Source organism: Desulfobacula sp. (assembly GCF_021107415.1).
On record NZ_JAIOSW010000306.1, the window covers coordinates 1 to 13,980 of the forward strand.

General features: G+C 42.7%; 11 protein-coding genes and 1 pseudogene. 5 read left to right on the plus strand and 7 right to left on the minus strand.

What is annotated here, in order from left to right; translation table 11 throughout:
* Positions 1-246: hypothetical protein (locus K8S13_RS15855; protein ID WP_291463964.1), on the plus strand; the 246-nt coding region annotated here is incomplete at its 5' end.
* 32 nt (positions 247-278) lie between these two features.
* On the opposite strand, the gene K8S13_RS15860 is transcribed toward K8S13_RS15855, so the two are convergent.
* The 5 genes from K8S13_RS15860 to K8S13_RS15880 all read right to left on the minus strand — a co-directional run bounded on the left by K8S13_RS15860 (position 279) and on the right by K8S13_RS15880 (position 4,994).
* On the minus strand, positions 279-1,703 hold the full coding sequence (locus K8S13_RS15860; RefSeq protein WP_291463980.1) for a trimethylamine methyltransferase family protein: 1,425 nt from the start codon (positions 1,701-1,703) through the stop codon (positions 279-281).
* 35 nt (positions 1,704-1,738) lie between these two features.
* Entirely contained in the window at positions 1,739-2,407 is a 669-nt protein-coding gene (locus K8S13_RS15865; protein WP_291463966.1) for a GntR family transcriptional regulator, read from the minus strand.
* Between the two features lie 15 nt (positions 2,408-2,422).
* The gene (locus K8S13_RS15870) at positions 2,423-3,169 is read right to left on the minus strand and encodes an amino acid ABC transporter ATP-binding protein (protein ID WP_367172661.1); all 747 of its coding nucleotides are present in this window, start codon (positions 3,167-3,169) and stop codon (positions 2,423-2,425) included.
* 17 nt (positions 3,170-3,186) lie between these two features.
* A complete protein-coding gene (locus K8S13_RS15875) occupies positions 3,187-4,065 on the minus strand; it encodes an amino acid ABC transporter permease (protein WP_291463968.1) in 879 nt (292 codons plus the stop codon).
* A 77-nt stretch (positions 4,066-4,142) separates the two neighbouring features.
* Positions 4,143-4,994: a transporter substrate-binding domain-containing protein gene (locus K8S13_RS15880; protein ID WP_291463970.1), complete on the minus strand. Its 852-nt coding sequence runs from the start codon at positions 4,992-4,994 to the stop codon at positions 4,143-4,145.
* A gap of 446 nt (positions 4,995-5,440) precedes the next feature.
* Here K8S13_RS15880 and K8S13_RS15885 point away from each other — a divergent pair, with 446 nt between their 5' ends.
* Together K8S13_RS15885 and K8S13_RS15890 are read left to right on the plus strand one after the other, a co-directional pair.
* Complete coding sequence (locus K8S13_RS15885; RefSeq protein WP_291463973.1) at positions 5,441-6,961, plus strand: cyclic nucleotide-binding domain-containing protein; 1,521 nt, start codon at positions 5,441-5,443, stop codon at positions 6,959-6,961.
* 25 nt (positions 6,962-6,986) lie between these two features.
* Complete coding sequence (locus tag K8S13_RS15890) at positions 6,987-8,657, plus strand: HD domain-containing phosphohydrolase (protein WP_291463975.1); 1,671 nt, start codon at positions 6,987-6,989, stop codon at positions 8,655-8,657.
* A gap of 84 nt (positions 8,658-8,741) precedes the next feature.
* Here the strand turns inward: K8S13_RS15890 and K8S13_RS15895 are convergent, their stop codons facing one another.
* Complete coding sequence (locus K8S13_RS15895) at positions 8,742-9,830, minus strand: NAD(P)/FAD-dependent oxidoreductase (RefSeq protein WP_291463976.1); 1,089 nt, start codon at positions 9,828-9,830, stop codon at positions 8,742-8,744.
* Positions 9,805-10,602 carry a TrmB family transcriptional regulator gene (locus tag K8S13_RS15900; protein ID WP_291463977.1) on the minus strand — a complete coding sequence of 266 codons (798 nt, stop codon included), beginning with the start codon at positions 10,600-10,602 and terminating at the stop codon, positions 9,805-9,807. Before K8S13_RS15900 ends, K8S13_RS15895 begins: the two co-directional genes overlap by 26 nt.
* 177 nt (positions 10,603-10,779) lie before the next feature.
* Here K8S13_RS15900 and K8S13_RS15905 point away from each other — a divergent pair.
* Together K8S13_RS15905 and K8S13_RS15910 are read left to right on the plus strand one after the other, a co-directional pair.
* Positions 10,780-12,252: pseudogene (locus K8S13_RS15905) on the plus strand (trimethylamine methyltransferase family protein).
* A 33-nt stretch (positions 12,253-12,285) separates the two neighbouring features.
* The coding region (locus K8S13_RS15910) for an FAD-dependent oxidoreductase (RefSeq protein WP_291463978.1) at positions 12,286-13,980 on the plus strand (1,695 nt) is incomplete at its 3' end.

The following is a 13,980-nucleotide window of genomic DNA, read 5'->3' on the forward strand; positions in this document are numbered from 1 at the left end:
AGCTCAAAATTAAATTCTTTAATATTAAATTTTATACAAAGACATTACTTGGTCAGCCGCAGGGATATTACAAATCCAAGCTCAAAATATTATAAAGAAAAACAAGAGTATGATGCATTGAAAATCCATTGCAAAAGCAATACACATTTGAAATTAATACGAGATGACACACAACCGAGAATTACAAAAAAGTATGGCTTGCCAACACTATTGGGAAAAGAAAAACGAAAGCATATCAAAGTGTAAACTCGGTAAAGCAAGGATTATATTTAGCTCAATTATGATGCTAAAAAAGTCTCTCCCTTTGATATGATTTTATTATGATCTTTTGGTCTTATCGGGTTGTTTAAAAGTTCACAGGTCCTGTCTCTTAAAATTTTTTCAGCCGTTGGTTGACCCTGCCCTGTCCATTTATCAAGGGTTAAAAACGGCCAGATCCTGCTTGAAAATTGAGAATCGCGAAATAATTTTATCGTAAGGTCGGACATAAGAAAATTGCCGCCCGATCCGATGTTTTCAATATCAGGGAATCCGATTTCTTCATCTTCCAATGAAAATCCCGAGGCAAATTTTCTGGACTGGCAGATTACATCATCTGCATAGACCACAAGTTCCGGAGAGAAAACAAGGGAATCAAAATTACCGCCCACAAAAGGGACCATTCCGGCAGACCCGAGACAGGAAGAAAAATGATTCATGCACAGAGTTGTCCCGGCCAGAAGATCTGCTCCCCAGCCGTTTCCTGATCCGGATGTACCGCAATGGGGGATGTTGTAGGAGACCATCATTTCCGCACATGCCAGGTTCAGCAATAATGTGTGTGGAGAATAAAAACTGCCTGCATTTTTCATGTCAAAAGCCGCAGGAAGACTTCCCAGGATTATAGGAGCCCCTTGTTTTACAAGCTGGCTGAATACCAGTCCTGCCAGCAGTTCAGCCGTGAGCAGGGCCAGTGTCCCGGCCGGTGTGATGGGACAGGTGGCCCCGGACATGCCATAGTTGGAAAAAATAAGGGGCAGCCCCCGTTTAATGGCCGCATCCATTTTCAGGGTGGTTTCAGCATTTAAGACCAGCGGGGTAATGGGGTTTACATAGGGGATCAGAAACGGATTTTTGGAAATGTCTCCGATAAGATGCTGGCACAGATCCAGTGCCGGATTGAACAATTCAAAGTTGGAAATCAGCAGGACCAGGGGTTTTGTCGTATTGGCCAGCATTTCCAGGACACCGAAAAGTTCAGCGTTTTTCGGTGGCAGGTCCTGAATAACACCCGGTGTTGAAATAAAATCATACCCGTCAAGCGTATTTCCAAGCCCGACCGCAGCAGACATATGTTGTCTGTGAAATTGTGTGATCTCTTTGTTAAAGGGATCCTGATACTGCAGATTGGTCACTCCAATACCGAACACGGGTGCACGGGTTCCGTCTCCTGTCAGTTCAAAACTAGGATCACAAAGCCGATTGTGGATATTAATTGTGGAAGGAGAGGCATTGATTGCCCATTGGATCAGTTCTTCGGGTATCCGCACACGTTGGTCATTATGGGATTTGCCGATTGCCTTTTCAAATAATTTTTTTGCTCCGTCTTCTTCAACAAGAACACCAGTATTTTTGAGGATGGATACAGCATCACAATGCACTTTTTTTTTCTGTTCTGCCGTTAAAACCTGTAATTTGGGGGTTACCGTTGTCATGGATCTTATTTTTCCTTTTCTACATTCATATCTGTTGGATTTTTTTAAACAGACAAATAATCATCTGGAAGAAGCTTTTTTACATCAATACCACTCATGACAGTTTCCAGATGATGTTCCATGGCAAGCCCTGCTTTTTCCCCATTTTGCTCCTCCAGCCATTGAACAATTTCCTGGTGCTCATCAGGAGAGGTATTGTTAACATCCACCAGCTGATAAAACGGATCAAATAAGATCAGATAGATGGTTGTTTTCTGTAAAAGTTCCTTTACATAATGGACCAGAACCCGGTTACCGGATTTTTCAGCAATTTTCATGTGGAATGCATTGTTGATTTCATATTCCTGATCCTGTTTATGGGCGGTAAAAACTTCTTTTTCTTTCTGGATCAATTTATGGAGTTCATCAAAATCTTTGGGGCCAAGTTTCCTGGCAGCCAGGGATGAGGCCATTTTTTCAAGCTGGGCTCTTACCATAAAAGACTCTTTTATTTCTTCCAGGGAAGGATTGACAACAGATGCCCCTTTATGGAGCGATGATTCAGCCAGGCCTTCAAATACCAGTCGTTTAATCGCCCCTTTTATGGTGGCCCGGCTCATGCCCAGGCTTTTTGCAAGGGCAACTTCCTTGAGTTTGTTTCCCTTTTTAATATAGCCCTTGCTGATGGCAACCTTGATTTTGTTATATGCCAGATCTTCTGAGCTTTGGTTCATTTATCATCTCCACATTTACTGCAGGATATGAGACAGGAATTCCCGGGTTCTCTGATGTTTTGGATGGGTGAAAATTTGTTCCGGAGTCCCTTCTTCAAGCCAGATTCCTTCTTCCATAATCAGAACCCGGTCGGCCACATCACGGGCAAAATGCATTTCATGGGTCACGGCGATGATGGTCATGCCTTCCTTTGCCAGTCGCTCCATGACTTCTACCACCTCCCCGATCAGTTCAGGATCAAGCGCTGAAGTGGGCTCATCAAACAACATGACCTTGGGCTTCATGGCAAGACTTCTGGCAATGGCAACTCTCTGTTGCTGCCCGCCGGACAGGCGGGAGGGATGTTCATCGCGTTTTTCTGTTAATCCGACCCACTCAAGGAGTTCCTCGGCATAAGGAATGGCCTGTTTTTTGTTTTGTTTCAGAACTATTGTCGGTCCCTCAATAATATTTTCAAGTACCGTCATATGGGGAAACAGATTAAAGGATTGAAAACACATGCCTGTCTTTGTCCGAATATCAAGAATCTGGCTGTCCCGTTGTTTGCTGTCTTCCCCGGCATGAATGACGGTTCCGTCTACTTCAATGGTTCCTGCCGTGGGTTCTTCCAGAAGATTTATGCAGCGCAGAAGTGTACTTTTCCCAGACCCGGAGGGACCTAAAATAACAATTGTTTCCCCTGAATTCACCTCAAGATCAATGCCGCAAAGCACGTGATGCTTTTGGTCAAATACTTTGTGAATATTGGTAACTTTTACCATGGGATTTGAATTTTTCATCATGATGTCCTCCTGTCACCCCGGGCGATGTATGCTTCAATTTTTTCCTGAACTATTTGTAAAAGAAAGCACATGACCCAGTAAATCACCGCCACCATGATGAGCATCTCCAGGGATTGAAAGTGTCGCCTTCCAATTTTTATAGCCCTGAAGCTCAACTCCCATACTCCCATGAGAGATACCAGGGAAGAGTCTTTGATCATGGCGATAAACTCATTTGATACCGGTGGTATGATCACCCGGACTGCCTGGGGAAATATGATCCTGCGCATGGCCTGGCTGTTGGTCATGCCCAGTGCTTTGGCCGCCTCCACCTGGCCGATTTTTATGGACTGGATACCGGCACGGGCAGTTTCCGTCATATAAGCACCATAACAGACTCCCAGGGCCAGGATTCCGGCCGGTATTGCCGGCAGCGTGAATAATACCTGCATGCCCGGGATTCCAAGTTCTTCAAGGGATTTACCGATCTGGGGAAGTGCGATATACCACATGTACACCTGAACCAGCAGAGGGGTTCCCCGTATAACTGAAACATAGGATGTGGCAATACTGTTCAGAACAGGATTTAAAGACAGGCGGCCCAGGGCACCTGCGATTGCCAGAACACATGCCAGGGATATCGCAAGAAAGGAGACCAGAAGTGTATATCCGATACCGGTAAGAATAAACGGCAGCCATTTGACCATGAACCTAAAATCAAGCCCTATGATGATAAAGGCGCTCATCATAAACGTAATTAAGACAGCAAAGGCAATGATTAGATTGCGCTTGTATTTTGTTTGTTTTGCTTCAATTCCCCGGAGGGTTGCTTCGGCTTCCGGAGGTATTCCGGAAAGTATCAATGGTGTTTGTGGGTCTGCTGTCGTATTTTCCATCAACTGCTCCTTAATAATCAAGAAGCAGCCTTTGTCAGACACTAGTTAGACTCCAAGACTGCTTCTTAATTTTCCTGTTATAGTTTGGGAATCAGATTTGTGTGATAGAATTTTTTCGACAGCTTGACCAGAGTACCGTCGTCATACATGGATTTTAAAATTTCATTGAGTTTGTCTACAAGGGTCTGGCTGTTGGCACGGCTTTTATCCAGAGCAAAACTAAGGGGTTCATAATAGGTAGGGTCACCCAGCATTTTTAAAGGACAGCCGTTTCCGCATCCGGATCGGATGGCTTCAGCAAGAGTCTGCCTGGATGTAAAGATGGCATCCAGTCTCGCTCCGTCACCCAGGGATAAGTCTTCAATATGGTTTGCATCCGTGGGATAGGTTTTTATTTTACCGGGTTTCCAGTCCTGGTAAATAATTTCCACATCTTCAATGGCCAGATTTCTTTCCAGGTATCTTTCATTGGTGGTTTCCGTGGCAACCCCAATTCTTTTTCCCTTAAGATCAGCCAGGGTAGCGATGGTAGTGTTATCCTTGTGAACAGCAAACTGGGCTGGGGAGCTGTAGTAAGGTATAGTGAACAAAAGGGCGTGTTTCCTTTCCGCTGTGGGGGTCATGGATCCAATGGAGATATCCCATCGTTTTCCCCATTTTCCTGCAGTAATGAGATCCCAGTCCGGTGTAATGAATTTTACCTGGACTCCCAGTCTTTTGGCAACTTCCTTTGCTACACTGATATCAAATCCTTCCAGCTCTCCTTTATCATTGAGAAAGCTCTGGGGTGCATAATTAGCATCAGTGGACACCTTGATGGTGTTTGCTCCAAGGATTTCCTCAAGTACGGATGTTCCGGCCATACCGGTTCCGGTAAAGGCAAAGACTAATCCTGTGATTAAAATCCAGATCCCAAAATTTTTTTTCATGGTAAATCTCCTGTTTATATTAAAATTGATTTAAATTGCCCCGGAAAAAGCTCCGGGAGTTTATTGATGAACATAAATTGTTGAACAATTTTTACTCGATTAAAACCGTATATAGAACATTTTCATATGTCAAGTTTTTTAAATTTTGTTTTCCTTTTCAAACACCAGGAAAATTTTAGTTTTCAAAAAAATTCTGGTTGTTCTTGATAAGTTCCAGAGAGTATAGTGCAATAAAATTGATATTTATGATTAAAATTGCACTTTGCAATAGCTATATTTAGCCTCTTTTATCGAAATTTAATCAAAAGTTTTTTTACTTTTCAGGTATGATTTCCTTTTTTACCAACATATAAGGTCTTTTTACCGCAATGCAGATTTAATCTGAGTTGTGGTACTGATCTTGCATTTTATGGGCAATGGAGTTGTTCTTCAATGGAGGAAATGCTATGACCACCGTATCTGCTGTCAAAGAATCAACACGGAATATTAACAAGTCTTTTCTGGGAAAAATGCTCATACAGGAAATCATGCCCTATTCACGAAACCTGAGTTTGAAAAAAGGTCAGGATTTGAAAATAAGGGATGAGTCTTCCAGGTCCCTTTATTATATTGAAAACGGTGCAATGGATGTATCCTATACTTTAGATGATACCAAAGTGGTGGTTGCTGTTCTGGGGGCCAAAGACTTTTTTGGTGAAATAGGCTTTTTTGATGGGATATCCCGGGTAAGGGATATTGGTGCCATTGAAAATACAAATATAAAAGTTTTTTCCGGTGAACGTGTTGAAAAAATGCAAAATGATGACCCAGAACTTTATGGAAGGTTTATCACATTCATTACAAGGTCAATATGCAAAAAATTTCGCAGGGTTTTAGAAGAGAGTGAACCCCTTAAGGCCTACGCTGCATCCCTTTCCACAGGTGCACACACTTTTGTTGAATCACGACCGCTTCCCCTGGATTTTTTTAAAACCAAAGAAGGAAGACAGAGCAACCAGATTGTTGAGGAATTAAAAGCAGAACTTTTTAACATCTCCCTTCGTCTGCAGCAGGCAACATCAGACAAGATCCCAGAAAAGATTCAATTTAATTTCAATACAGCAATGGATGCATTTTTTAACGATCTTGAAATTTTCAACGATACCCTTGAGAGTTCTGAACTCAAAGATGAGGTCTGGGGATATCTTTTTAAAGAGACATTTCCCTACTTCATGCGAAGCAGCCTGACAGAAAGAGCCTATTTTAAACCCAACGGATATGCCGGTGACTTTAAAATGATTGAAATGATGTACCGAAACCAGCCATCCGGTGATGGTATGATGGGAAAGCTTGTTGATGCCTGGCTGTTAAACCGTCCTCCATGCCGGGCTGTCAGAGGTCGAAGAAAATTTTTGGCTGAGATGCTCAATGAACAGAGCGCCCGTGTTCTCAAGCAAAAAGAAAAAGTAAATATTATGAATCTTGCCTGTGGTCCCAGCCGGGAACTTTTTGATTTTATCAGAGGGTTTGGCGAGGATGAAAAAATCAATGCCATCTGCCTTGACATTGACCCTGAAGCATTGAAATACACAGACAAGATGTCAAAAATATTCTCTCATAAAGCCAAAATCAGTTTCATGAAAGATAATCTTATTAAATGGGCTTTGGGCACATCCTCACATAACCTGGAAAAACAGGATATCATTTATTCCGGAGGCCTTTTTGACTATCTTGATGAAGACCTGTTTTTGATGTTGGCAAACAGGTGCCATGAATTTTTAAATCCGGGAGGCGTTCTTGTAATAGGCAATTTCAGGCCCAACCCAGATAAAATTTTCATGGACCATCTTCTTGAATGGCGTTTAATTTATAGAGAGCAGGATGAACTGATCTCTATTTTTTCTAAAAGCAAATTTTGCAACACAGTTGAAATTGTAGCTGAAAAGGAGGCCGGCATACAACTTTTTGCCATTGCTGCTAAAGAATAGTCGCCTTTGGTTCGATTTATATTTAATGGAAAAGCTTACCATTGATTATCATAATGCCCTGGAGTTTAAAAATGAGCTGAACAGATTTTTTAACAAACGAGTCTACCTGCTGTTCTGGGTCGGGTTTATTCTTTTTCCCACCTTTCTGATCCTTGATTACTTTGTGGTCAATGAGTATTTCCAATCCTTTTTTGTGTACAGGGCAGTTGTTTCTTGTTCGTTATTATGTCTTCTCTTTGTCCATAAAAAAGAGTATGGCAGAAACCATCCTTTTCTTATTTCAATTGCCGGGTATATCTGTTGCGGAACTGCTATCTCAATAATGGTGGTGCAAACCGGCGGGTATGATTCTTTTTATTATGTCGGCTTGATATGTATAGTGGTTGCCTTTTCCTCCATCCTCCCACTGAATTTCTACCAGTCTATCGGATCTGGTATCCTTATGTACCTGATCTATGTTCTTCCTGTTCTGTTTTTTAATGAACCTGAAACACAAAGCCGCCTGCTTTTTTTTAATAATAATTTTTTCTTTCTATTCTTTTTCATCGTCAGTGTGGTTAAAAGTCATGAGGATTATAAATCCCGTGAAAAGGAATTTATGTTGCGCAAAGACTTAGATTATTATGCTGCCAACCTTGAAAAAGAAGTTAAAATTCGTATCAAAAGGAATGAAGAATCAGAACTCAGATATAAAGAGCTCTATGAAAATATCATAGACAGCCTGGTATTGATAGATTCCAATGGGATCATCCTGATCGCAAACCCCAATTTTTACAAATTAATCAAGGATGAAAAGGCAGCAGGGAAAAGACTCTCGCTCATGGAATTTATACACCCGAAAGATTTGGAAAATGTAAATAATTTAATGCTGGATCAACTTTTCAGGCGTGTTGAGATTAGGGATTTTCAATTCAGGGTAATTAACAGCCAAAATGAAATTATTGATATGGAATGCAGTGCAAAGGCTCTGCAGAAATCCGGTGATAGTATCGGGTATCAACTGGTCTTAAGAGATATTTCGTTTAAAAAAAGACTGGAGAATGATCTTATTAATTCCTTTGATACATTAAAAAATACCAGAGCCGCCACTATCATGGGACTTGCAACCTTAACCGAGTACAGGGACAAAGACACGGGCTTTCATCTTGAAAGAATTCAGAAATACTCTAAAGTACTTACCACAGAACTGGGAAATTTTACAGGGTTTCACGATACGATTAATGATGAATATGTTGAGAACATACATCTTTCTTCTATCCTGCATGATATCGGAAAGGTCGGTATTCCTGACTCAATTTTGTTAAAACCGGGTCGGCTTACATCCGGAGAGTTCAATATCATTAAAAAACATTGCAAATACGGTGGAGATACCCTCAAGGCGGTTGAATCAAAAATTAAAGGAAAATCATTTCTGATCCTGGGCAGGGAGATTGCCTACTTTCACCATGAAAAATGGAATGGAAAAGGTTATCCATATGGCATTAAATCAGATGAGATCCCATTGTCTGCACGGATAGTTGCCGTCTGTGATGTCTATGATGCACTAACCTCAAAGCGTATTTATAAGGAAGCATATTCCCATAACACTGCCCTAGAGATCATTCAAAGTGAACGCGAACAACATTTTGATCCTGATATTGTTGATGCATTTTCTGCAAGTTCAAGTCAATTTGATTTAATACGAAAACAATTTTAATATTAAAAATTGATAAGTGCTGGTGAGAATGAACTTGTTAAATCTGAGAATGTATAGTTTTTCATTATGTCCTTTTGGTATACACTAGTGGTTCATCACCGCCCGTTCGGCAGAGGTCAGAGCGCCTTCGAGATAACCGCCGTGCTGGTCCGCGGTTTCCGTGCCGGCAAAATGGATGGTACCGTCCCAAATGGAGGTTTTGCCTGCAGGTGGGTGATAGAGGGGGTGTTCATACATCGGCGGCTGATCGAACTGGGTGGCGGTAAATCGTTCACGGGCCCAATCCTGATAGAAGAAGGTCGTTGGCTGGGATGCCGGTTTGCCGTAAATGGTTGCAAGTTGTGAAAAAATCGCCTCGGTGAGGCGTTGCTGATGGTTGCGTTGCACTGCCGGAATGCTGACAAATCCTGTCAGTCCGTAGGGACCTTGGCTGTTATTGGATGCGTCATGAATCTCGCCCATGGGACCCTGCTGGCTGAAAGCTTGACCCGAGAGGCCTGCTTGCCGCCAATATGGTTCTTCGTAGAGGGCACAAAACTTCGCCTGACCTGCCATCCATGTACCGATTCTCAGCATTGCCTGGGTCAAATTATGAGACAGGTCAGGGGTAAAGAGAATGGTGGCGGCGGCAAGGCGCGGCGGCAGAGCAAGGATTATCTTTTTGGTAGTGAACCGACTCCAGGGCTCTTTCTCCAGTTCACCAACGCTGACCAGAGCACCAGTGGATTTTTTTTCGATCTCACAGACCGGGTGATTGAGTCTGATGGCGTTTTCAGGAATACCTTCACAGAGTTTTGTGATCAAAGCCATCATGCCGCCTGAAAGTCGCCAGCAGGGGGGCTCCATGTCGTAACCACTGACAGTCTGGATTAGTCCATTGGAATTTTGAAAACGGCCCAAGCCCTCTTCAAACTGGTGAAAGCCCGAAAGACCCAGGGATTGAATAAGTTGGACTATTTTCGGGTTGATTGAGGGCCAGTACCAGGAAGGGCCGAGATCGGAAAAAAAACCTTGATGTTCGGTGCTTAAAATCCTGCCGCCGATACGCGTACGAGCCTCCAGGATGACAAAAGATTTATTTTTTTGGGACAGCAGGTAGGCGGCATAGATACCGCTGAGACCGCCTCCGATAATGATGGTATCAACGTCAAATATCTTTTTGGATAAATTCATAAAGAGCAGTTTCCTTTTGCGTGAGTTTTCTTTTTTCATTTTGGACTTTATGAAGAAAATAATGAAAAAAATCATGACGCAGACTGTCCCGGCCTGACAAGACAAATCGTTTGTTTTGACCCCAGTTAATAACCGAGCCTTCTTCATCCTCATCAAGCCCATCAATAAACATTCCACATAGAATTTCTTCTTTATCCATAACAATATCAAAGAATCTGGTGTTTGAATTTTCTTCACAAGGTTCAGGGCAAGGATGAATTATCTGAAGTTTAAATTTTTGAGGACCGGGTTTCATTGAAATATATTTGACCTGCACACCGCGTGATTCTGCCATCATCAGTTTTGAGTCAAGATGCTGTCCTTCTTCCGGAGACAGTCGAATATAAATTTCATTTTTTGCCTTGTCGATCATCTCTTTTGCCTTGCCCATAGCAGCGGCGTACCCTTTGATTGTCCAGATGACATCCTTTTCAGGCTTTTGTTTGGTATTTTTTAATTTTTCTTCCAGGGAAGAAAGCACGGCCTCAAAATCCTGGCGCAGCCTTCGAATCAGTTCCTCGGATGGAATAGGCGTGTACATGCCTTTACTGGACTCAATGACAAATCCTTTAGCGGAAAGCGTTTCTAAAACATCATATATTCTGGCTCTGGGTATGCCTGATTGACGACTTAATTGTGATCCGTTAACCGGATGGTTTGCTGCCAGAGAAATATAGGCAGTCAGGGCATAATCCGACAGCCCAAGTTTAAGTTCCGTATTTATTTTTGTCATTAAAAGACCTTTGATTCAGCTTGTTAAGTTATGCCGGATATATCATTTTTACCCTTTTATATTAGTTGCTTATTTTGAACTTGACATCAATATAAAGAGTTTGGTAAAGAAAAACAAGAGTAATGTTACCCTGTCAGTAGTAACATTTATTAATTAATAGTTGCGAGGTATAACCATATGAAACGTAATTTTCATGCTGGAAGGCAACTTGGCTCCGGATTGAGTCTCAATATTCTAACGAATGACGAGCTGGATGAGATTCACTATGGAACCCTTGAAGTTCTCAATGAAACAGGTGTTTTTATAGAAGATGAAACTGCTCTGGATTATTTTGAAGAGGGGGGAGCTATTGTTGACCGTGACACAAAAATTGTTAAGATTCCGCCTTATATGGTGGAAGATGCCATTCGATCAGCGCCTCCAAAAGTAGTGCTCTATGGCCGTGATCCCAAACATGATATTGTGCTGGAAAATACCCGGGTTTATTTTACCAATTTCAGTGAAGGCGTAATGGTGAATGATCCGTATACAGGAGAAAATCGAAGCCCGGTAAAAAAGGATTTGATTGATTCTGCCATAGTCATTGACGCTCTTCCTGAAATTGATTTTTGTGAAAAAGCGCTTGGCGCCCATGATGTCAATCAGGAGACAGTACCGCTTCACAATGCAGAAGCCTATTTGACTCATACCACTAAACATTGTGCCTTTGGACCCGGGAATGGCAGATTTTTAAAGAAAATTATTAAAATGGGTGAAGCCATTGCCGGTGGTGTAAAAGAATTTAAAAACCGTCCCATTATTTCTTTTACAACATGCCCGGTAAGTCCGTTAAAACTGATTTCCGACTGTTGTGAGATTATCATGGAAGCCGCACGAAACAATGTGGTCTGTAATATTTTATCCATGGCCATGGCAGGCGGAACATCTCCTGTAACCCTGGCAGGTACGCTGGTGAATCACAATGCAGAAGTCCTTTCCGGAATCACGCTGGCACAGCTTACCCGAAAAGGGACCCCTGTTATTTACGGCAGTTCCACCACAGCCATGGATCTGAAACTTGCCTCAGCCAGCGTGGGCACACCCGAGTGTGCGGTTATCAGCGGGGCAGTGGCTCGTCTTGCCCGGTATTATGCCTTGCCCAGTTATGTGGCCGGGCAGTAGGGCGACAGTAAAATATCTGATACCCAGACTGGCCATGAGAAAACACTCACCGGACTTATACCCGCATTGGCAGGTGCCAATATGATTTACGGTTCGGGCATGCTGGAAAGCGGTATCACTTTTGATTATGGCCAATTGGTTTTAGATTGTGAGTTTGCCCGTATGATTAAACATACGATTTTAGGTATTCCTGTGAATGATGAAACTCTTGCCATCGATCCTATCAAGGAGATAGGCCCGGGCGGAGATTACCTCATGCACAAACACACATTCAAATGGATGAGAAGCCAGTCAAAAGTTGAATTGATTGATCGCAAAATGCGGGGAACCTGGGAAAAGGCAGGTGCAACCACTGCGTATGAAAGGGCCATGGCAAAGGCTAGATATATTTTGGAAAACCATACGCCTGATCCGCTTTCGGATGATGTCCTTGCAAAAATTCGATCCATTGTTGTGGAAACGGAAAAAGAAATGGGTATTAAACAATAAGCAAATATTGAGTTTTATAAAAAGGAATACCAAATGGGAAAAAAAAATATAACCCTGCCTGAGCACGCCAATGTTGTCATCATTGGCGGGGGAATTATCGGCTGTTCTATTGCCTACCACCTGGGCCATATGGGCTGTAAAGATGTTGTCCTGTTAGAACGGGATGAATTAACCTGTGGAACCACATGGCATGCGGCGGGCCTGATGGTGACCTTTGGATCATTGTCTGAAACAGCATGTGAAATGCGTTTGTATGGCCGGGATCTTTATAACAGCCTTGAGGCGGAAACAGGATTGGCAACCGGGTTTAAACCGATCGGTTTTATCGAGGCTGCCAGTAATAAAGATCGTTTGGAAGAATACCGCCGTGTAGCGGAGTTCAATCGTTATTGCGGGATTGATGTTAATGAAATTTCTCCAAAGGAAATCAAGGATCTCTTCCCCCTGGCCCGTGTCGATGACCTGCTTGCAGGCTTTTATGTAAAAGAGGATGGACGTGTCAATCCTGTGGATGCTACTATGGCACTGGCCAAAGGTGCACGGAATCAAGGGGTAAATATTATTGAAGGGGTGGCATCCACCGGGATTATAAAGAAGAATGGCGTTGTCGCTGGTGTAAAAACGACTCATGGAGATATTCAGGCCGATGTTGTCGTTAATTGTGCCGGCATGTGGGCCCGTCAGATCGGTGAGGTTGACGGCATTAATATTCCCAATCAGTCAGCAGAGCATTATTACCTGATCACCGAAGAAATAGATGATATCCCAAAAAATATGCCGATCCTTGAAGATCCGTCCCACTATGGATACTACAGAGAAGAAGTCGGCGGTCTCATGATAGGTTTATTTGAACCCAAATGTGCTCCCTGGAAACTCAATCAGGTTCCGGAAACCTTTTCTTTTGGTGAGATTGAACCGGATTGGGACCGCATGGGACCTTTTTTGGAAAAAGCCATGTCCCGGGTCCCTATTTCAAAGGAATTGGGCATAAAGAAGTTTTTCTGTGGTCCGGAAAGTTTTACTGCAGATCTTTCAGCCATCATTGGAGAGGCGCCTGAATTAAAAAATTATTTTGTGACAGCCGGATTGAACTCGGTGGGTATTATCATGGGCCCGGGGCTCGGGAAGATGATGGCCCACTGGATAATGACCGGAAAACCTGATGTTGATATTACAGGCTTTAATATCGATCGGCTGCACACCTATCAGAATAATCCTGAATACAGACGACACAGAACCGTTGAATCCCTTGGCATGGTGTATAAATGCCATTATCCTTATAAATCCATGAAAACTGCAAGGGGTGCAAAAAAATCTGCCGTCTATGATCGTTTAAAAGATCAGGGTGCTTATTTTAAAGACGTCAGCGGCTGGGAAGGCGCGGACTGGTTTGCGCCCAAAGGACAGGAAGCCAAAATTGAAAACCATACCTGGGGTAAAGAAGACTGGTTTGCCTTTTGGGAGGCAGAACATACGGCTGCCCGTGAAAATGTTATTCTCATGGACATGTCTTTTATGTCAAAATTTTATGTCCAGGGACGTGATGCCGGAAAGGTGTTGAATTATATTTCAGCCAATGAAGTTGATAAAAATCTTAATCAAATTACATACACCCCCTGGCTGAATGAAGACGGAAAGCTTGAAGCGGATCTGACAGTGGCAAAATTGGAAAAGGAAAAATTTCTGGTTGTTGTCACAGATACCATGCATCGGCATGCAGAGACCTGG

Coding starts and splice junctions, on each gene's coding strand:
- K8S13_RS15890 (WP_291463975.1), top strand. CDS start 6,987: ATGGAAAAGCTTACCATTGATTATCATAATGCCCTGGAGTTTAAAAAT.
- K8S13_RS15880 (WP_291463970.1), bottom strand. CDS start 4,994: ATGAAAAAAAATTTTGGGATCTGGATTTTAATCACAGGATTAGTCTTT.
- K8S13_RS15900 (WP_291463977.1), bottom strand. CDS start 10,602: ATGACAAAAATAAATACGGAACTTAAACTTGGGCTGTCGGATTATGCC.
- K8S13_RS15885 (WP_291463973.1), top strand. CDS start 5,441: ATGACCACCGTATCTGCTGTCAAAGAATCAACACGGAATATTAACAAG.
- K8S13_RS15875 (WP_291463968.1), bottom strand. CDS start 4,065: ATGGAAAATACGACAGCAGACCCACAAACACCATTGATACTTTCCGGA.
- K8S13_RS15895 (WP_291463976.1), bottom strand. CDS start 9,830: ATGAATTTATCCAAAAAGATATTTGACGTTGATACCATCATTATCGGA.
- K8S13_RS15870 (WP_367172661.1), bottom strand. CDS start 3,169: ATGGTAAAAGTTACCAATATTCACAAAGTATTTGACCAAAAGCATCAC.
- K8S13_RS15865 (WP_291463966.1), bottom strand. CDS start 2,407: ATGAACCAAAGCTCAGAAGATCTGGCATATAACAAAATCAAGGTTGCC.